The sequence below is a fragment of the Streptomyces sp. NPDC059477 genome (assembly GCF_042749375.1).
Taxonomy (GTDB): domain Bacteria; phylum Actinomycetota; class Actinomycetes; order Streptomycetales; family Streptomycetaceae; genus Streptomyces.
Map to the genome: position 1 here is coordinate 97,137 of NZ_JBHYUG010000001.1, position 19,758 is coordinate 116,894.

Here is a 19,758-nt window from a genome sequence, read left to right on the forward strand (position 1 = left end):
TTAGCCATGGGACTCGAAGAAAAGCTGCCGAGCGGATTCCTGCTGACCACCGTCGAGCAGGCCGCGGGCTGGGTGCGCAAGTCGTCCGTCTTCCCCGCCACCTTCGGCCTCGCCTGCTGTGCCATCGAGATGATGACCACCGGCGCCGGCCGCTACGACCTGGCGCGCTTCGGCATGGAGGTCTTCCGCGGTTCACCGCGACAGGCGGACCTGATGATCGTGGCCGGCCGGGTCAGCCAGAAGATGGCGCCGGTGCTGCGGCAGGTCTATGACCAGATGCCCAACCCGAAGTGGGTGATCTCCATGGGCGTGTGCGCGTCCTCGGGCGGCATGTTCAACAACTACGCCATCGTCCAGGGCGTCGATCATGTCGTTCCGGTCGACATCTATCTCCCCGGCTGTCCGCCGCGGCCCGAGATGCTGCTGGACGCGATCCTCAAGCTCCACCACAAGATCCAGACCTCCAAGCTCGGTGTGAACGCGGAGGAAGCGGCCCGTGAGGCGGAGGAAGCGGCGCTGAAGGCCCTGCCGACGATCGAGATGAAGGGGCTGCTGCGATGAGCGACGCCAACGGCACCGGCGAGGCGTCGAACGGGGTGAACCCCGAGAAGGACCTCGCCGCCGCCAACCTCCCCGGCCGGCGCGGCGAAGGCGGTGAGGAGATCCGCGTCCAGCGCGGCATGTTCGGCGCCAACAACGGCGGCGACACCTCCGGCTACGGCGGCCTGGTCCGCTCGGTCCGGCTGCCGGGACCCGCGAGCCGTCCCTACGGCGGCTGGTTCGACGAGGTCGCCGACGAGCTGGAGGGCGCCCTGGAGGAACAGGGACTGGTCCCCGAGAACGCGATCGAGAAGACGGTCACCGACCGCGACGAACTCACCTTCCACATCGAGCGCGAGCACCTCGTCCGCGTCGCCCGCACCCTGCGCGACGACCCGGCCCTGCGCTTCGAGCTGTGCACCGGCGTCAGCGGTGTCCACTACCCGCAGGACAAGGGCCGCGAGCTGCACGCCGTCTACCACCTGCGCTCGATCACCCACAACCGGCTGATCCGGCTGGAGGTGAGCGCCCCCGACGCCGACCCGCACATCCCGTCGCTGGTCCCCGTGTACCCGACCAACGACTGGCACGAGCGCGAGACGTACGACTTCTTCGGGATCGTCTTCGACGGTCACCCGGCCCTGACGCGGATCATGATGCCGGACGACTGGCAGGGCCACCCGCAGCGCAAGGACTACCCCCTCGGCGGCATCGCCGTCGAATACAAGGGCGCCCAGATCCCGGCTCCGGACCAGCGGAGGTCGTACTCATGAGCACACAGCACGCGACTGGGCGCGAGACCACTGAGGGCACCGTCTACACGGTCACCGGTGGCGACTGGGACGAGGTCGTCCAGTCCGCGGCCCGCGCCGACGACGAGCGCATCGTCGTCAACATGGGCCCCCAGCACCCCTCCACCCACGGAGTGCTCCGCCTGATCCTGGAGATCGACGGCGAGACGGTCACCGAGGCCCGCTGCGGCATCGGCTATCTGCACACCGGCATCGAGAAGAACCTCGAATACCGCACGTGGACGCAGGGCACCACCTTCGTCACGCGCATGGATTACCTGACGTCCTTCTTCAACGAGACCGCCTACTGCCTCGCCGTCGAGAAGCTCCTCGGCATCGAGGACCAGATCCCCGACCGGGCCACGATCATCCGCGTGCTCCTGATGGAGCTGAACCGGCTCTCCTCCCACCTGGTGTGCATCGCCACCGGCGGCATGGAGCTGGGCGCGACCACGATCATGATCTACGGCTTCCGCGACCGCGAGATGATCCTCGACCTGTACGAACTGATCACCGGCCTGCGGATGAACCACGCCTACATCCGCCCCGGCGGACTCGCCCAGGACCTGCCGCCCGGCGCGGTCGACCAGATCCGCGAGTTCATCAAGAAGATGCGCAAGAACCTTCCCGAGTACGACAAGCTCGCCACCGGGAACCCCATCTTCAAGGCCCGGATGCAGGACGTCGGCTATCTGGACCTGGCCGGCTGCATGGCGCTCGGCGCCACCGGCCCGATCCTGCGCTCCACCGGCCTGCCGCACGACCTGCGCAAGACCCAGCCCTACTGCGGCTACGAGACCTACGACTTCGACATCCCGACCGCCGACACCTGCGACTCCTACGGCCGCTTCCTCATCCGCCTGGAGGAGATGCGCCAGTCGCTCAGGATCGTCGAGCAGTGCCTGGACCGGCTACAGCCCGGCCCGGTCATGGTCACGGACAAGAAGATCGCCTGGCCCGCCCAGCTCGCCCTGGGCCCCGACGGGCTCGGCAACTCCCTCGACCACATCAAGACGATCATGGGCACCTCCATGGAGGCCCTGATCCACCACTTCAAGCTGGTCACCGAGGGCTTCCGCGTCCCGCCCGGCCAGACGTACGCGGCGGTCGAATCACCCAAGGGCGAACTCGGTGTGCACGCCGTCTCCGACGGGGGCACCCGCCCCTTCCGGGTCCACTTCCGCGACCCGTCCTTCACCAACCTTCAGGCCATGGCGGCGATGTGCGAGGGCGGCCAGGTCGCCGATGTCATCGTCGCCGTCGCGTCCATCGACCCCGTGATGGGAGGCGTCGACCGGTGACCACCTCTTCTTCGGAACGCGGCGTCAGCCTGGGCATGCCCGAACTGCCCGCGCCCGCCTACCCGGACGACGTCCGTGCCCGGCTGGAACGGGACGCGCGCGAGGTCATCGCCCGCTACCCCGACTCCCGCTCCGCCCTGCTGCCGCTGCTGCACCTCGTGCAGTCGCAGGAGGGCCATGTCACCCGCACCGGGATGCAGTTCTGCGCGGATGTGCTGAACCTGACCACGGCGGAGGTCACCGCGGTCGCCACCTTCTACACCATGTACCGGCGCCGGCCCTCCGGCGACTACCAGGTCGGGGTGTGCACCAACACCCTGTGCGCGGTGATGGGCGGCGACGCGATCTTCGAGGCGCTCCAGGAGCACCTCGGCGTCGGCAACAACGAGACCACCGACGACGGCAAGGTCACCCTGGAGCACATCGAGTGCAACGCGGCCTGCGACTTCGCGCCGGTCGTGATGGTCAACTGGGAGTTCTTCGACAACCAGACCGTGCCCAGCGCGAAGCGCCTGGTGGACGACCTGCGCGCCGGGCGTGAGGTGACCCCCACGCGCGGGGCGCCGCTGTGCACCTTCAAGGAGACCGCCCGCATCCTGGCGGGCTTCCCCGACGAGCGGGACGGCGCCGTCGCCGCCGGCGGCAGCGCGGGACCCGCGTCCCTGATCGGGCTGCGCCTGGCCAAGGGGGAGACCGGTCCGGCCCGCGTGGTCCACCCGCGCGACAGCGGCCCACAGGACACACCGCACGACGCACCGCACGACGCGCCACGGGACGAACCGCGCGACGCGCCGCCCGTCGAGGAGGGGGAGTGATGACCTTGGCACCCGAGCTGAAAGGGACGAGCCCCGAGAAGCTGCTCGCACCCGTGCTGTCGGCCTTCTGGGACGAGGACCGGTCCTGGACGCTGGACGTCTACCGTCGGCACGAAGGGTACGAGGGACTCCGCAAGGCGCTCGCCATGTCGCCGGACGACCTGATCGCGTACGTCAAGGACTCCGGTCTGCGCGGGCGCGGCGGGGCGGGATTCCCGACCGGGATGAAATGGCAGTTCATCCCCCAGGGCGATGGAAAACCGCACTATCTAGTTGTCAACGCCGACGAATCGGAGCCCGGAACCTGCAAGGACATTCCGCTCCTCTTCGCGAACCCGCACAGCCTCATCGAGGGCATGATCATCGCGTGTTACGCCATCAGGTCGTCGCATGCCTTCATCTATCTGCGTGGTGAAGTCGTCCCCGTGCTGCGGCGGCTGCACTCGGCGGTCGCCGAGGCGTATGCGGCGGGCTATCTCGGCGAGAACATCCTGGGCAGCGGGCTCGATCTCGACATCACCGTGCACGCGGGCGCGGGCGCGTACATCTGCGGTGAGGAGACCGCACTGCTGGACTCGCTCGAAGGCCGCCGCGGCCAACCGCGGCTGCGTCCCCCCTTCCCTGCCGTCGCGGGCCTCTACGCGTGCCCGACTGTGGTGAATAACGTCGAGTCGATCGCGTCGGTTCCCGCGATCCTGAACAACGGCAAGGAATGGTTCAGGTCGATGGGCAGCGAGAAGTCCGCGGGCTTCACGCTCTACTCGCTCAGCGGCCATGTCGCCGGTCCCGGGCAGTACGAGGCCCCGCTCGGCATCACCCTGCGCCAGCTGCTGGAGATGAGCGGCGGGATGCGTCCCGGCCACCGGCTGAAGTTCTGGACGCCGGGCGGCTCCTCGACGCCCATGTTCACCGACGAGCACCTCGACGTCCCGCTCGACTACGAGGGAGTGGGCGCCGCGGGTTCCATGCTCGGCACCAAGGCACTCCAGTGCTTCGACGAGACGACCTGCGTGGTGCGGGCCGTCACCCGGTGGACCGAGTTCTACGCCCACGAGTCCTGCGGCAAGTGCACACCCTGCCGCGAAGGCACGTACTGGCTGGTCCAGTTGCTCCGTGACATCGAGGCCGGCAAGGGCACCCTGTCCGACCTCGACAAGCTCAACGACATCGCCGACAACATCAACGGCAAGTCCTTCTGCGCCCTCGGCGACGGCGCCGCGGCGCCGATCTTCTCCTCGCTGAAGTACTTCCGCGAGGAGTACGAGCAGCACATCACCGGCCGGGGCTGCCCCTTCGACCCGGCCAAGTCGACTGCCTGGGCGGACCGCCCGGAGGTGAACGCATGACCGTGACCACCAGCGCCCCCACCGGCGGGGGAGAGGCGGCGGTCCCGCCCGAGGACCTCGTCTCGCTGACGATCGACGGCGTGGAGATCAGCGTGCCCAAGGGCACCCTGGTCATCCGGGCCGCCGAGCGCCTCGGCATCGAGATCCCCCGGTTCTGCGACCACCCCCTCCTCGATCCGGCCGGCGCCTGCCGCCAGTGCATCGTCGAGGTCGAGGGCCAGCGCAAGCCCATGGCGTCCTGCACCATCACCTGCACCGACGGGATGGTCGTCAAGACCCAGCTGTCCTCGCCGGTCGCGGAGAAGGCGCAGAAGGGTGTGATGGAGCTGCTGCTCATCAACCACCCGCTGGACTGCCCGGTCTGCGACAAGGGCGGCGAGTGCCCGCTCCAGAACCAGGCCATGTCGCACGGCCAGTCCGACTCCCGCTTCGAGGGCAAGAAGCGCACCTTCGAGAAGCCGGTGCCGATCTCCACCCAGGTACTGCTGGACCGCGAGCGGTGCGTGCTGTGCGCGCGCTGCACCCGGTTCTCCAACCAGGTGGCCGGCGACCCGATGATCGAACTCCTCGAACGCGGCGCGCTCCAGCAGGTCGGCACCGGCGAGGGCGACCCCTTCGAGTCGTACTTCTCCGGCAACACCATCCAGATCTGCCCGGTCGGCGCGCTCACCTCGGCGGCGTACCGGTTCCGCTCCCGCCCCTTCGACCTGGTGTCCTCGCCGAGCGTGTGCGAGCACTGCTCCAGCGGCTGCGCCACCCGCACCGACCACCGGCGCGGCAAGGTCATGCGCAAGCTCGCCGCCAACGACCCCGAGGTCAACGAGGAGTGGATCTGCGACAAGGGCCGCTTCGCGTTCCGCTACGCCCAGCAGCGCGACCGGCTCCAGACGCCCCTGGTGCGCAACGCCGAGGGTGACCTGGAACCCGCGTCCTGGCCCGAGGCGCTCCAGATCGCCGCCCAGGGGCTGCTCGCCTCGCGCGGCCGGACCGGGGTGCTCACCGGCGGGCGGCTGACGATCGAGGACGCCTACGCGTACAGCAAGTTCGCGCGCGTGGCGCTCGACACCAACGACATCGACTTCCGCGCGCGCGTGCACAGCGGCGAGGAGGCCGACTTCCTCGCCGCCCGCGTCGCGGGCCGCGGCCGGGACCTCGACGGTACGGGGGTCACGTACACCCTGCTGGAGAAGGCTCCGGCGGTGCTGCTGGCCGGGTTCGAGTCCGAGGAGGAGGCGCCCGGCGTCTTCCTGCGGCTGCGCAAGGCGTGGCGCACGCACGGGCAGCGGGTGTTCTCGCTGGCCACACACGCCACCCGCGGTCTGGAGAAGGCGGGCGGCACGCTGCTGCCGGCCGCGCCCGGCACCGAGACCGAGTGGCTGGACGCGCTGGCCGGCGGTGTCGGCCTGGAGACGCCCGGCGAGCGGGCCGCCGAGGCGCTGCGGGCCGAGGGCGCGGTCATCGTCGTCGGCGAGCGGCTGGCGGCCGTGCCGGGCGGCCTGACCGCCGCCGTACGGGCCGCGACCGCGACCGGCGCGCGGCTGGTGTGGATCCCGCGCCGGGCCGGGGAGCGCGGGGCGATCGAGGCGGGCGCGCTGCCCTCGCTGCTGCCGGGCGGGCGCCCGGCGACCGACCCGCGCGCGCGGGAGGAGGTCGCGGCCGTGTGGGGCGTGGCCGAACTCCCGCACCGCTACGGCCGTGACACCGGGCAGATCGTGGAGGCCGCCGTCTCCGGTGAACTCCAGGCGCTGCTCGTCGCGGGCGTCGAGACCGCCGATCTGCCGGACCCGGCACGCGCGCGGGAGGCGCTCGGCGCGGTCGGCTTCCTGGTGTCGCTGGAACTGCGGCCCAGCGAGGTCTCCCGCCTCGCCGATGTCGTCCTGCCGGTCGCCGCGGTCGTCGAGAAGGGCGGCACCTTCCTCAACTGGGAGGGCCGGGTGCGGTTCTTCGACGCCGCGCTCAAGCCCGACCAGATGCCCCGGACGCTGCCGCCGACCGACGCGCGCGTGCTCCAGATGCTGGCCGACGCCATGGACGTTTACCTCGGTCTGCCGGATCTGCGCACCGCGCGGGCGGAGATCGACCGGCTCGGCGCCTGGGACGGCCCCCGCGCGGGCGAACCGCGTGAGAGCGCCGTCCAGTTGCCGCGTCCCGCCGCCGGCGAGGCCGTGCTGGCCGGGCACCGGCTGCTGCTCGACCAGGGCGTCCTCCAGCAGGGCGATGCCGCCCTCGCGGGCACGCGACACGCCGCACACGCGCGCGTGTCGGCCGCCACGGCCGTCGAGGCGGGCGTCGCGGACGGTGACCCGCTGGTGGTGACCGGCCCCGCCGGGACCGTCGCCCTGCCGCTGCGGATCACCGAGATGCCCGACCGTGTGGTCTGGCTCCCGCTGAACTCCACCGGGGGCGGTGTCGCCTCCGACACCGGCGCCCTGCCCGGCTCCCTCGTCCGCATCGGCCCGGCCCTCGCCGCCGGCGAGGCCCCCAAGGAGGTGGAGGCATGAGCCCGTACTTCCTCGCCGCTGAAGACCTCTCGCTGTTCGGCCGCGACCCGTGGTGGCTGGTCGCCATCAAGGCGGTCTTCTGCTTCGCCTTCCTGATGGTGACCGTGCTGTTCTCCATCGTCTGGGAGCGCAAGGTCGTCGCCTGGATGCAGTTGCGCATCGGCCCGAACCGGCACGGCCCCTGGGGCATGCTCCAGTCGCTCGCCGACGGCATCAAGCTGATGCTCAAGGAAGACCTCATCGTCAAGCGCGCGGACAAGGTGGTCTACGTCCTCGCGCCGATCGTCGCCGCCATCCCGGCGTTCATGGCGATCGCGGTGATCCCCTTCGGCCCGGCCGGCAACGAAGTCTCGATCTTCGGCCAGCGCACCACGATGCAGCTCACCGACCTGCCCATCGCGATGCTCTACGTCCTCGCGGTCGCCTCGGTCGGCATCTACGGCATCGTGCTGGCGGGCTGGAGCAGCGGATCGACGTATCCGCTCCTGGGCGGCCTGCGCTCCGCCGCGCAGATGATCTCGTACGAGATCGCCATGGGCGCCGCCTTCGCCTCGGTCTTCCTGTACTCGGGGTCGATGTCCACCTCGGCGATCGTCGAGGCGCAGGCGGACCGCTGGTACGTGATCCTGCTGCCGGTCTCCTTCATCATCTACATCGTCACGATGGTCGGTGAGACCAACCGCGCCCCGTTCGACATGCCGGAGTCCGAGGGCGACCTCGTGGGCGGCTTCAACACCGAGTACTCGTCGATCAAGTTCGCGATGTTCATGCTCGCCGAGTACGTGAACATGGTGACGGTCTCGGCGGTGTCCGTGACGCTGTTCCTCGGCGGCTGGCGGGCCCCCTGGCCCGTCTCCACGTTCTGGGAGGGCGCGAACCACGGCTGGTGGCCGATGCTCTGGTTCGTCCTGAAGGTGCAGTTGCTGCTGTTCTTCTTCATCTGGCTGCGCGGCACCCTGCCCCGCGTCCGCTACGACCAGCTGATGAAGCTCGGCTGGAAGGTGCTGATCCCGGTCTCCCTGGTCTGGCTGATGCTGGTCGCGACCGTGCGGACGCTGCGCAACGAGAACTTCGACTTCGCCGACATCGCGTTGTACGTCGGCGCCGCCGTCCTTGCGCTGCTCCTGATCTCGTTCGCCGTCGACATCTTCCGCGACCGCGGCAAGCCCGCCCCCGAACCGCCCGCCCAGGCCCCCGGGTTCGACCCGATGGCCGGTGGATTCCCGGTGCCGCCGCTGCCCGGACAGCAGCTGCCGCCGGTGCCCAGGCGCAGCCCGCGCCGGGACCGGGAGCTGATTGTCAGTGGCGGACCCGATACTCACAGTGACGGATCGCTGGATGGAAAGGAGGCGTCCGATGGCTGAGGAGCCCAAGGAGACCGACCCCGGTTTCCAGAACCCCGTGGCCGGCTTCGGCGTGACCTTCAAGGCCATGTTCAAGAAGCGGCTGACCGAGCAGTACCCCGAGCAGCAGAAGACCACCGCTCCCCGGTTCCATGGACGGCACCAGCTCAACCGCCATCCGGACGGCCTGGAGAAGTGCGTCGGCTGCGAGCTGTGCGCCTGGGCCTGCCCCGCCGACGCCATCTATGTGGAGGGCGCCGACAACACCGACGAGGAGCGCTACTCCCCGGGCGAGCGGTACGGGCGGGTGTACCAGATCAACTACGCCCGCTGCATCCTGTGCGGCCTGTGCATCGAGGCGTGCCCCACGCGCGCGCTGACGATGACCAACGAGTTCGAGCTGGCCGACTCCAGCCGCGCCAACCTCATCTACACCAAGGAGCAGCTGCTCGCCGGTCTCGAAGAGGGCATGGTCGACTCGCCGCACGCGATCTTCCCCGGGATGGACGAACAGGACTACTACCGGGGCCTGGTCACCGAGGCCGCCCCGGGCACGGTCCCCCAGCCCGCCGTCTCCAAGGGCGAGAAGCCCGAGGACGAGGGGGTGGACGCATGAGCGCGCAGCTCGCCGCCTACTCCACGTCCACCGGCGAGGCCGTCCAGTTCTGGATCCTCGGCACGGTCGCGGTGATCGGCGCCCTGTGCACCGTCTTCATGAAGAGGGCCGTGCACAGCGCGCTGTGTCTGGCCGGGACCATGATCGTCCTCGCGGTGTTCTATCTCGCCAACGGCGCCTATTTCCTCGGCGTGGTGCAGATCATCGTCTACACCGGCGCCATCATGATGCTGTTCCTGTTCGTGGTGATGCTGGTCGGTGTCACCGCGGCGGACTCCCTGAAGGAGACCATCAAGGGCCAGCGCTGGCTGGCCCTGGTGTGCGGTCTCGGCTTCGGCGTCCTGCTGATCGGCGGGATCGGCAACGCCTCGCTGACCCAGTTCGACGGCCTGGCGACGGCGAACGCGAACGGCAATGTGCAGGGGCTCGCGTCCCTCCTCTTCACCCGGTACGTGTTCGCCTTCGAGATCACCGGCGCCCTGCTGATCACGGCCGCCGTCGGCGCCATGGTGCTCACCCACCGCGAGCGCATCGAGCGCGCCAAGACCCAGCGCGAACTCGCCGAGGAGCGCGTGCGCGAGGGCAAGCACCTGCCGCCGCTGCCCGCCCCCGGTGTGTACGCGCGGCACAACGCCGTGGACATCGCGGGCCTGCTGCCCGACGGCACCCCCTCCGAGCTGACGGTCAACCGGACGCTGCGTGAGCGCGGCCAGGTCCGTGATGTGTCGGCGGAGGCCATCAGCGACCTCAAGGCGCTGGAGCAGCGTTCGGAGGAACGCCTGGAGCGGGACGAGATCGAGCCCCCGCACCTCAAGCGGACCGAGGAGGCGTCGAAGTGAACCCCGTCAATTACCTCTATCTCGCGGCTCTGCTGTTCACGATCGGCGCGACCGGCGTGCTGATCAGGCGGAACGCGATCGTGCTGTTCATGTGCGTGGAGCTGATGCTCAACGCGTGCAACCTCGCCTTCGTCGCCTTCTCCCGGATGCACGGCAATCTCGACGGGCAGGTCATCGCCTTCTTCACGATGGTCGTCGCCGCCGCCGAGGTCGTGGTCGGACTCGCGATCATCGTGTCCTTGTTCCGCGCCCGCCACTCGGCCTCGGTCGACGACGCCAGCCTGATGAAGCTGTAAGGGGTCGGAAGAATCGTGGAGAACCTGATTGCGCTGCTGGTCGCGGCGCCCTTGCTCGGAGCCGCCGTGCTGCTGTGCGGCGGACGCCGGCTCGACGCGGTCGGCCACTGGATCGGCACCCTGCTGTCGTTCGTCTCGTTCGTCTTCGGGGTGATCCTCTTCGCCGACCTGCTGGGCCGGGGCGCCGAGGACCGCACACTGATCCAGCATCTGTACACCTGGATCCCGGTCGAGAGCTTCCAGGCGGACATCGCCTTCCGCCTCGACCAGCTGTCGATGACGTTCGTGCTGCTGATCACCGGCGTCGGCTCGCTGATCCACCTGTACTCGATCGGGTACATGGAGCACGACGAGCGCCGCCGCCGTTTCTTCGGCTATCTCAACCTGTTCCTCGCGGCGATGCTGATCCTCGTCCTCGCCGACAACTACCTGGTGCTGTACATCGGCTGGGAGGGCGTCGGTCTCGCCTCCTACCTGCTGATCGGCTTCTGGCAGCACAAGCCCAGCGCGGCCACGGCCGCGAAGAAGGCGTTCCTGGTCAACCGGGTCGGCGACATGGGCCTGGCGATCGCGATCTTCCTGATGTTCACGACGTTCGGCACCTTCGCCTTCGGGCCGGTGCTCGGCACCCCCGGGGAGCCGGGCCTGGTCGGCGGTGCCAGTGAGGCGGTGCTCACCGGCATCGGCCTGATGCTGCTGCTCGCCGCGTGCGGCAAGTCCGCCCAGGTGCCGCTCCAGTCCTGGCTCGGGGACGCGATGGAGGGCCCGACCCCGGTCTCGGCCCTGATCCACGCCGCGACCATGGTGACCGCGGGCGTCTATCTGATCGTCCGCTCCGGCGCGATCTTCAACGCCGCGCCGGACGCCCAGCTCGTGGTGACCATCGTCGGCGCGGTCACGCTGCTGTTCGGTGCGATCGTCGGTTGCGCCAAGGACGACATCAAGAAGGCGCTGGCCGGCTCCACCATGTCGCAGATCGGCTACATGATCCTCGCCGCCGGTCTCGGCCCCATCGGCTACGCCTTCGCGATCATGCACCTGGTGACGCACGGCTTCTTCAAGGCCGGGCTGTTCCTCGGCGCCGGTTCGGTCATGCACGGCATGAACGACGAAGTGGACATGAGGAAGTACGGCGGCCTGCGGAAATACATGCCGATCACCTTCGTCACCTTCGGGCTCGGCTACCTCGCGATCATCGGGTTCCCGGGGCTGTCCGGCTTCTTCTCCAAGGACAAGATCATCGAGGCGGCGTTCGCCAAGGGCGGCACCGAGGGCTGGATCCTCGGCGGCGTGGCCCTGCTCGGCGCGGCCATCACCGCGTTCTACATGACGCGCGTGATGCTGATGACGTTCTTCGGCGAGAAGCGCTGGCAGCCCGACGAGAACGGCCACGAGCCCCACCCGCACGAGTCCCCGAGGTCCATGACGATCCCGATGATCGTGCTGGCCGTCGGCTCGGTCGGGGCCGGCGCCTTCTTCAGCGTCGGCGAACGCTTCGTGCACTGGCTGGAGCCGATCACCCAGTACGAGCACGGACACCCGCCGGTCAGCGCCACCACCGTCACCCTGTCCACGGTCGCCGTCATGGTCATCGGCGTGGCCATCGCCTGGGCGCAGTACGGGCGCCGCCCGGTCCCGGTCGTCGCACCGCGCGGGTCCCTGCTCACCCGGGCCGCCCGCCGCGATCTGCTCCAGGACGACTTCAACCATGTGGTCCTGGTCCGCGGCGGCGAGCACCTCACCCGCTCCCTGGTGTACGTCGACCACAGCCTGGTCGACGGAGTCGTCAACGGCACGGCGGCCTCGGTCGGCGGCCTCTCCGGACGGCTGCGCAAGCTCCAGAACGGCTTCGCGCGGTCGTACGCGGTCTCGATGTTCGGCGGTGCGGCGCTTCTGATCGCCGCGACGCTGCTGATGAGGGCGGTCTGATACCGATGTCCTTTCCCCTGCTGACAGTGACGGCGGCGCTCCCGGCGCTCGGGGCCATCGCCACGGCCGCCGTACCGGCCGCCCGGCGCTCGGTGGCCAAATGGCTGGCGCTGCTGTTCTCGCTCGCCACCCTCGCGCTCGCCGTCGTGATCATGGTCCGCTTCGACCCCGGCGGCGACCGCTACCAGCTCACCGAGTCGCACGCCTGGATCTCCGAGTTCGGGGTGCGCTACGAACTGGGCGTGGACGGCATCGCCGTGGTGCTGATCGCGCTGACCGCCCTGCTGATCCCGTTCATCATCCTCGCGGGCTGGCACGACGCCGACCCGCTGGAGACCGGCTCCACCCGCTGGCGGCCCACCCAGGGCTTCTTCGCGCTGATCCTGGCCGTCGAGGCGATGGTGATCATCTCCTTCGAGGCCACCGACGTCTTCCTCTTCTACATCTTCTTCGAAGCCATGCTGATCCCGATGTACTTCCTCATCGGCGGCTTCGGGGACCGGGCCCACGAGCACGGCGAGAAGACGGCGGCCACCCAGCGGTCGTACGCCGCCGTCAAGTTCCTGCTCTACAACCTGGCCGGCGGCCTGATCATGCTGGCCGCGGTGATCGGCCTCTATGTCGTCGCCGGGAACTTCTCCCTCACCGAGATCGCCGCGGCCCGCGCCAGCGGCGAGCTGACCATGGCGACCAACACCGAACGCTGGCTGTTCCTCGGCTTCTTCTTCGCCTTCGCGGTGAAGGCGCCACTGTGGCCGCTGCACACCTGGCTGCCCAACGCGATGGGGGAGGCCACCGCACCGGTCGCCGTCCTGATCACCGCGGTGGTCGACAAGGTGGGCACCTTCGCGATGCTGCGCTTCTGCCTCGGGCTCTTCCCGGAGGCATCGAAGTGGGCGACACCGGTCATCCTCGTCCTCGCCCTGATCAGCATCATCTACGGGGCGCTGCTCGCGGTCGGCCAGCGGGACATGAAGCGGCTGGTGGCGTACGCGTCGATCTCGCACTTCGGCTTCATCGTCATGGGCATCTTCGCGATGACCAGCCAGGGCCAGTCCGGCGCCACGCTCTACATGGTCAACCACGGGATCTCCACGGCCGCCCTGATGCTGGTGGCCGGCTTCCTGATCTCCCGGCGCGGCTCGCGGCTCATCGCCGACTACGGAGGGGTGCAGAAGGTCGCCCCGGTGCTCGCCGGCACCTTCCTGATCGGCGGCCTGGCGACCCTGTCGCTGCCGGGACTGGCGCCCTTCGTCAGTGAGTTCCTGGTCCTGGTCGGCACCTTCGCGCGCTATCCGGTGATCGGCATCATCGCCACCTTCGGCATCGTGCTCGCCGCCCTGTACACGCTGGTGCTCTACCAGCGGACGATGACCGGCCCGGTGAAGCCCGCGGTCGCCAAGATGCCCGACCTCAGAGTGCGGGAACTCGTGGTCGTCGCCCCGCTGATCGCGCTGCTGATCGTGCTCGGCGTCTACCCGAAGCCGATCGCCGACATCGTCAACCCGGCGGTCGAGCACACCATGTCCGACGTACAGAAGCAGGACCCCCAGCCCGAGGTGGAGGCCGCAAGGTGAGCGCAGCAGCCGTCCACAGCCTGTGGACAACCGCGGCCGACCCGATCTCGAAGATCGAGGCGCCGAAGATCGAGTACGCCCAGCTCTCGCCCATCCTGATCGTCCTCGGCGCGGCGATCGTCGGGGTGCTGGTGGAGGCGGTCGTACCGCGCAAGTCCCGTTACCACGCCCAGACGTTCCTGGCCGTCGTCGCGCTCGCCGCCGCCTTCGCCGGGGTGGTGGCGCTCGCCGCCGACGGATACGCCACCACCAAGTCCGGCATCGCCGCCATGGGCGCGATCGCCGTCGACGGACCGGCCCTGTTCCTCCAGGGCACGATCCTGCTGACCGCCATGGTCGGCCTGTTCACCTTCGCCGAGCGGCGCCTGGACCCGGCCGCGCACGGCAACCGGGTCGACTCCTTCGCCGCCCAGGCCGCGGCCGTACCGGGCAGTGACGGCGAGAAGGCCGCCGTGCGGGCCGGGTTCACCACCACCGAGGTGTTCCCGCTGCTGATGTTCGCGGTCGCCGGCATGCTGCTCTTCCCGGCGGCCAACGACCTGCTGACCCTGTTCGTCGCCCTTGAGGTCTTCTCGCTGCCGCTGTACCTGATGTGCGCCCTCGCCCGCCGCAAGCGGATGATGTCGCTCGAAGCGGCCGTGAAGTACTTCCTGCTCGGCGCGTTCGCCTCCGCGTTCACCCTGTTCGGCATCGCCCTGCTGTACGGCTACGCGGGCTCGATGTCGTACGCCACCATCGCGCAGGTCGTCGACGGCACGGTCACCAATGTCACGCCCGCCCTCGCCGACACCATGGACAACGACGCGCTGCTGCTGGTCGGCACCGCGCTGATCGTGATGGGCCTGCTGTTCAAGGTCGGCGCCGTGCCGTTCCACATGTGGACGCCGGACGTCTACCAGGGCGCGCCCACGCCCGTCACCGGCTTCATGGCGGCGGCGACCAAGGTGGCCGCCTTCGGCGCGCTGCTGCGCATCCTGTACGTCGTGCTGCCCGGCCTGCGCTGGGACTGGCGGCCGGTGATGTGGGGCGTCGTGATCATCACCATGCTGGGCGGCGCGATCGTCGCGATCACCCAGACCGACATCAAGCGGCTGCTGGCGTACTCGTCGATCGCGCACGCGGGCTTCATCCTCGCCGGTGTCGTCGCGACCACACCGGACGGCATCTCCTCGGTCCTCTTCTACCTCGCCGCGTACTCCTTCGTCACGGTCGGCGCCTTCGCCGTCGTCACGCTGGTGCGCGACGCGGGCGGCGAGGCCACCCACCTGTCGAAGTGGGCGGGGCTGGGACGGAGATCGCCGCTGGTGGCGGCCGTCTTCGCGGTGTTCCTGCTGGCCTTCGCCGGTATCCCGCTGACCTCCGGCTTCGCCGGGAAGTTCGCCGTGTTCAAGGCGGCGGCGGAGGGCGGGGCCGCGCCGCTGGTCGTGGTCGGTGTGATCTCGTCGGCGATCGCCGCGTTCTTCTACATCCGGGTGATCGTGCTGATGTTCTTCAGCGAGCCGAGGCCCGAGGGCCCGACCGTCGCCGTGCCCTCACCGCTGACGATGACGACGATCGGCGTCGGCGTGGCGGTCACGCTGGTGCTCGGGGTGGCCCCGCAGTACTTCCTGGACCTCGCCGGGACGGCGGGAGTGTTCGTGCGCTGACCTGCGGCTTCCGGGTCGCGTTCGGCGCGTGAGGGGCCCTGGCTCTCCTTGGGGAGCCGGGGTCCTTTTGTGTGGGGTGAGGTGGGGTGCGGTGCTGTGTGCGGTGGGGAGGGGCGCGGAGCGGTGAGGTGGGATGGGGTTGGCCTGTGGATAGCTCCTGGGGTGTCAGTGCGGGGGCCTATCGTGGACGCAGTGGTCGAGGCACGACGTACGGGGGCACGGCGATGCGTGGGACGGGCGGGATCGGTGGCATGGCGGCGGTAGCCGGGAGCGAAGCGTTGGAGACGCTCCACAAGATCTTCGGATACGAGTCCTTCCGGGGCGAGCAGGAAGCCGTCATCGAGCATGTGGTGGCCGGCGGGGACGCCGTGGTGCTGATGCCGACGGGGGGCGGCAAGTCACTGTGCTATCAGATCCCCGCGCTGGTCAGACCCGGTACGGGGATCGTCGTCTCGCCGCTGATCGCGCTGATGCAGGACCAGGTGGACGCGCTGCGGGCGCTCGGTGTGCGGGCCGGGTTCGTCAACTCCTCGCAGAACTTCGACGAGCGGCGGACGGTGGAGGCCGAGTTCCTCGCCGGTGAGCTGGATCTGCTGTATCTGGCGCCGGAGCGGCTGCGGCTGGACAACACCCTGGATCTGCTGTCTCGGGGCAAGATTTCGGTCTTCGCCATCGACGAGGCGCACTGTGTGTCCCAGTGGGGCCATGACTTCCGGCCCGACTATCTGAGCCTGTCGGTGCTCGGCGAGCGCTGGCCGGAGGTACCGCGGATCGCCCTGACGGCGACGGCCACGCACGCCACCCACAAGGAGATCACCCAGCGGCTGAACATGCCGGAGGCCCGGCACTTCGAGGCAAGCTTCGACCGGCCCAACATCCAGTACCGGATCGTCCCGAAGGCCGACCCCAAGAAGCAGCTCCTCGGCTTCCTGCGGGAGGAGCACCCGGGAGACGCGGGCATCGTGTACTGCCTCTCGCGCAACTCCGTGGAGAAGACGGCGGAGTTCCTCTCGCGCAACGGCGTCGAGGCGGTGCCGTACCACGCGGGGCTGGACTCGGGCACCCGCGCGGCGCACCAGTCGCGGTTCCTGCGGGAGGACGGGCTGGTGGTGGTGGCGACCATCGCCTTCGGCATGGGCATCGACAAGCCGGACGTCAGGTTCGTGGCCCATCTGGACCTGCCGAAGTCGGTGGAGGGCTACTACCAGGAGACGGGCCGGGCCGGGCGCGACGGACTGCCGTCCACGGCCTGGATGGCGTACGGGCTCAACGACGTCATACAGCAGCGCAAGATGATCCAGTCCGGCGAGGGCGACGAGGCGTTCCGGCGCCGCGCCCAGGCCCACCTGGACGCGATGCTCGCCCTGTGCGAGACCGCCCAGTGCCGACGCGGGCAGCTCCTCGTGTACTTCGGCCAGGAGCCGGGCGCGGCGGGATGCGGCAACTGCGACACCTGCCTGACCCCGCCGGAGACCTGGGACGGCACGGTCGCGGCGCAGAAGGTGCTGTCGACGGTGGTGCGGTTGCAGCGGGAGCGGGGGCAGAAGTTCGGCGCCGTGCAGATCGTGGACATCCTGCTGGGCAAGCGGAGCGCCAAGGTGATCCAGTTCGACCACGACCAGCTGTCGGTGTTCGGCATCGGTGAGGAGCTGGCCGAGGGGGAGTGGCGCGGCGTCGTCCGGCAGCTCCTGGCACAGGGCCTGCTCGCCGTCGAGGGTGAGTACGGCACGCTGGTGCTGACCGAGGCGAGCGGTTCGGTGCTGCGGCGGGAGCGGGAGGTTCCGCTGCGGAAGGAGCCGAAGAAGGCGGCGGTGGCCCGGTCCGGCGGTGGCAGCGGTGGCAGCGGTGGCGGTGGCGGGGGTCGTGGGGAGCGCAAGGCGAAGGCTGCGGTGGCCGAGCTGCCCGAGGAACTGCTGCCCGCGTTCGAGGCGCTGCGCGCCTGGCGGGGCGAGCAGGCCAGGGAGCAGGGCGTCCCCGCGTATGTGATCTTCCATGACGCCACGCTGCGGGAGATCGCCACGGTCTGGCCCGCGTCCGTGCGGGAGCTGGGAGGTATCAGCGGCGTCGGCGAGAAGAAGCTGGCGACGTACGGGGAGAGCGTGGTCGGGGTGCTGGGGGGCCTTGAGCGGCCGGTGGGCGGCGGTGGTGCCGGGGCCGACGGTGCTGGCGGCGGCTCTGGCGGCGGTGTGGGTGTTGGTGGTGGAGCGGGCTCGCGTGGTGATGCCGGTGGTGGGGGGCGGGGTAGAGCCGGTGCCGGTGCCCGTGCCGGTGCCGGGGTTGGGGCCGGGGTCGGGCGAGGTGGTGGTGCCGGGTCCGGTGGCCGGGGTGGCTCCGGGGGTGATGTCGGCTTCGGTGGTGACGAGCTGTGGCCCGACGGGGATGTGGAGCCGGAGCCGGACGACTGGATGTAGCTGTGCGGCGGGGGCGGGTGGGGCTCGCGACGCCTCACCGGGCGCGGGTCGCGTAGGCCCTGACGTCCGGGTCGGGGGCGGTCGTCGCCGTGGACAGCGCGGTGTGGGGCTCCGCCTGCTCGCGGGGGCGGGGTCAGGTGCCTGGGCGGCGGCCTTCCGGACATCGGCGTTGGGGTCGGGGACGGGCTTGGCGAGGGGGGGATGCGCGGATCGGGCGCGGTGGCTGACAGGGGGCGGCCTACGGGGTGGTGGCCGATAGGACGGGAGGTCGGCGGGGCGGTGGCCGATGGAGCGGGCCGCCGACGGGGCGGTGGTTGACAGCGCGGGCGCCGGACGGGCCGGCGGCGGCAGCGGCGTGGATCTGCTGGGCCGGGTTGAAGTGGGCGGTGGCGGCATCGGCGCCAGGGGGCCGGGCAGCCGGTGGGGGCAGGGCCGCGTAGATGGCGGCGCGGATCGGGGCGTCGGGGGCGCCCGTCGTTCGGTCAGGTGGTCAGGTGGTCGGGGCGTGGGGGCCGCGCCAGAGGGGGCTGCCGGAGTGCCTTTGTCCCCGGTGTCTCCTGTCTCCTGACGCGCGCCACGGCTGCCGGGTCCGGCGCGCGGTGGCCGTGGTCGCGTCCTGCTCGGCGTGGTCCCGGACGCGGTCCACGGGTGGAATGGCCGGACGCGGGCGAGAGCTGCCACCCGCCGACCGGTCCCGGACCGGCATCGGAAGGGGCAGGAGTCAGCCCAGGGCGTGGAGACCCGGGAGGAAGGTGATGATCAGCGGCAGGAGTGGTACGAGGGCGGCGACCGTGGTCGTGAGCGCGCGGTGACGGCGGTTCAGGCGCGGCTTGGGCTCCAGCAGACGGTCCACGCGCTCGCCCAGGAGACGGCGACTGGAGGCGCAGGACAGCACGCCCCGGTGCTGGTTCAGCTCGATCAGGGCGAGGGCGGTGGTCATATGGCCGCAGCGGCGGGAGGCGGTGTCGTCGGCGGCGAGTTCGACGAGGCGGCGGGTCTGGTCGCAGAAGTGGGCGAACAGCGGCACCCGCGGGAAGCCGGTGGCCAGCGCCGTGGACAGATGCAGCAGCCAGTCGTGGTGGGCGCGGGCGTGGCCGCGTTCATGGGTGAGGACGGCGTCGAGCTGGTGGTCGGTGAGCTTGTGCAGGGCGCCGGTGGTCACCACCAGCTGGGGCGGATGGCCCGGCAGCCACCAGGCGTCGGGGTACTCGTCCTCCAGCACCAGCAGCGGGCCGCGTGAGCGGGGCAGCCCGGCGGGCAGTTCGGGGGCGCGTTCGCGCAGATGGGCGCGGGTGGTGCCGCGTCGCCGCCGTACCTCCACCAGCTCGCGGGCCAGCATCGCCGTGGTCCAGGCCGCGCCGCACGCCAGCAGCAGGGTGAGGATCACCGACCACACCGGCGCGGCGGACAGGTCGTAGGCGGCGGTGACACCCGGGGGCGCCGGGGCGAAGACATGGTCGCGCACGGTCTGGAAGACCGCCGCCGCGCCCAGGGTCAGCGCGGTCAGACAGCACAGCAGGACGGTGGCGACCAGGCACTGCCACACCCAGAGCCCGACGACGGGCTCCCGCTCGGGCCATTCGGCCCGGATCAGCGCATGGGGTGCCGGCACGGCGGCCGTCAGGGCGACGACGCTCAACAGGAGCAGGGTGACGGTCATCCCAGGGTCTCCGGATCCTGGTCGGTACGGGCGGCTCGGGTTGGACGGGGGAGCGGGTGGGGCGGGGCGGGTGGTGTGATGACGCCCGGCGGGGTGCCGGGCGGGCGGCTCGGCGATAGGTGGCGGCCCGCGCGGGACATCACGCAC

The 19,758-nt window shown here is 70.3% G+C and carries 15 protein-coding genes; 14 read left to right on the plus strand and 1 reads right to left on the minus strand.

Features of this window, described 5'->3' with window-relative positions:
• Nucleotides 1-6: 6 nt before the first annotated feature.
• From ACFXAZ_RS00510 to recQ, 14 genes are all read left to right on the plus strand, one after another.
• Complete coding sequence (locus ACFXAZ_RS00510; protein WP_382680274.1) at nucleotides 7-561, plus strand: NuoB/complex I 20 kDa subunit family protein; 555 nt, start codon at nucleotides 7-9, stop codon at nucleotides 559-561.
• Entirely contained in the window at nucleotides 558-1,313 is a 756-nt protein-coding gene (locus ACFXAZ_RS00515) for an NADH-quinone oxidoreductase subunit C (RefSeq protein WP_384582771.1), read from the plus strand. The genes ACFXAZ_RS00510 and ACFXAZ_RS00515 overlap by 4 nt, the downstream gene beginning before the upstream one ends.
• A complete protein-coding gene (locus ACFXAZ_RS00520) occupies nucleotides 1,310-2,632 on the plus strand; it encodes an NADH-quinone oxidoreductase subunit D (RefSeq protein WP_384582774.1) in 1,323 nt (440 codons plus the stop codon). The genes ACFXAZ_RS00515 and ACFXAZ_RS00520 overlap by 4 nt, the downstream gene beginning before the upstream one ends.
• Nucleotides 2,629-3,447: an NADH-quinone oxidoreductase subunit NuoE gene (gene nuoE, locus ACFXAZ_RS00525; RefSeq protein WP_384582777.1), complete on the plus strand. Its 819-nt coding sequence runs from the start codon at nucleotides 2,629-2,631 to the stop codon at nucleotides 3,445-3,447. Before ACFXAZ_RS00520 ends, nuoE begins: the two co-directional genes overlap by 4 nt.
• Nucleotides 3,444-4,793, plus strand: coding sequence for an NADH-quinone oxidoreductase subunit NuoF (nuoF, locus tag ACFXAZ_RS00530; protein WP_382680278.1), 1,350 nt, complete (start codon nucleotides 3,444-3,446; stop codon nucleotides 4,791-4,793). The genes nuoE and nuoF overlap by 4 nt, the downstream gene beginning before the upstream one ends.
• A complete protein-coding gene (locus tag ACFXAZ_RS00535; RefSeq protein ID WP_384582781.1) occupies nucleotides 4,790-7,294 on the plus strand; it encodes an NADH-quinone oxidoreductase subunit G in 2,505 nt (834 codons plus the stop codon). Before nuoF ends, ACFXAZ_RS00535 begins: the two co-directional genes overlap by 4 nt.
• A complete protein-coding gene (nuoH, locus tag ACFXAZ_RS00540) occupies nucleotides 7,291-8,658 on the plus strand; it encodes an NADH-quinone oxidoreductase subunit NuoH (protein ID WP_384582784.1) in 1,368 nt (455 codons plus the stop codon). Before ACFXAZ_RS00535 ends, nuoH begins: the two co-directional genes overlap by 4 nt.
• On the plus strand, nucleotides 8,651-9,253 hold the full coding sequence (gene nuoI, locus ACFXAZ_RS00545) for an NADH-quinone oxidoreductase subunit NuoI (protein WP_384582787.1): 603 nt from the start codon (nucleotides 8,651-8,653) through the stop codon (nucleotides 9,251-9,253). The genes nuoH and nuoI overlap by 8 nt, the downstream gene beginning before the upstream one ends.
• A complete protein-coding gene (locus ACFXAZ_RS00550; RefSeq protein ID WP_384582790.1) occupies nucleotides 9,250-10,092 on the plus strand; it encodes an NADH-quinone oxidoreductase subunit J in 843 nt (280 codons plus the stop codon). Before nuoI ends, ACFXAZ_RS00550 begins: the two co-directional genes overlap by 4 nt.
• Entirely contained in the window at nucleotides 10,089-10,388 is a 300-nt protein-coding gene (nuoK, locus tag ACFXAZ_RS00555) for an NADH-quinone oxidoreductase subunit NuoK (RefSeq protein WP_351837913.1), read from the plus strand. Before ACFXAZ_RS00550 ends, nuoK begins: the two co-directional genes overlap by 4 nt.
• Before the next feature lie 15 nt (nucleotides 10,389-10,403).
• Nucleotides 10,404-12,317 carry an NADH-quinone oxidoreductase subunit L gene (gene nuoL, locus ACFXAZ_RS00560; protein ID WP_384582793.1) on the plus strand — a complete coding sequence of 638 codons (1,914 nt, stop codon included), beginning with the start codon at nucleotides 10,404-10,406 and terminating at the stop codon, nucleotides 12,315-12,317.
• 5 nt (nucleotides 12,318-12,322) lie between these two features.
• On the plus strand, nucleotides 12,323-13,894 hold the full coding sequence (locus ACFXAZ_RS00565) for an NADH-quinone oxidoreductase subunit M (RefSeq protein ID WP_384582796.1): 1,572 nt from the start codon (nucleotides 12,323-12,325) through the stop codon (nucleotides 13,892-13,894).
• A complete protein-coding gene (gene nuoN / locus ACFXAZ_RS00570) occupies nucleotides 13,891-15,540 on the plus strand; it encodes an NADH-quinone oxidoreductase subunit NuoN (protein ID WP_384582799.1) in 1,650 nt (549 codons plus the stop codon). The genes ACFXAZ_RS00565 and nuoN overlap by 4 nt, the downstream gene beginning before the upstream one ends.
• 224 nt (nucleotides 15,541-15,764) lie before the next feature.
• On the plus strand, nucleotides 15,765-17,951 hold the full coding sequence (gene recQ, locus ACFXAZ_RS00575; RefSeq protein WP_384582802.1) for a DNA helicase RecQ: 2,187 nt from the start codon (nucleotides 15,765-15,767) through the stop codon (nucleotides 17,949-17,951).
• 721 nt (nucleotides 17,952-18,672) lie between these two features.
• Here the strand turns inward: recQ and ACFXAZ_RS00580 are convergent.
• On the minus strand, nucleotides 18,673-19,611 hold the full coding sequence (locus ACFXAZ_RS00580) for a M56 family metallopeptidase (protein ID WP_384582805.1): 939 nt from the start codon (nucleotides 19,609-19,611) through the stop codon (nucleotides 18,673-18,675).
• Nucleotides 19,612-19,758: the final 147 nt, after the last annotated feature.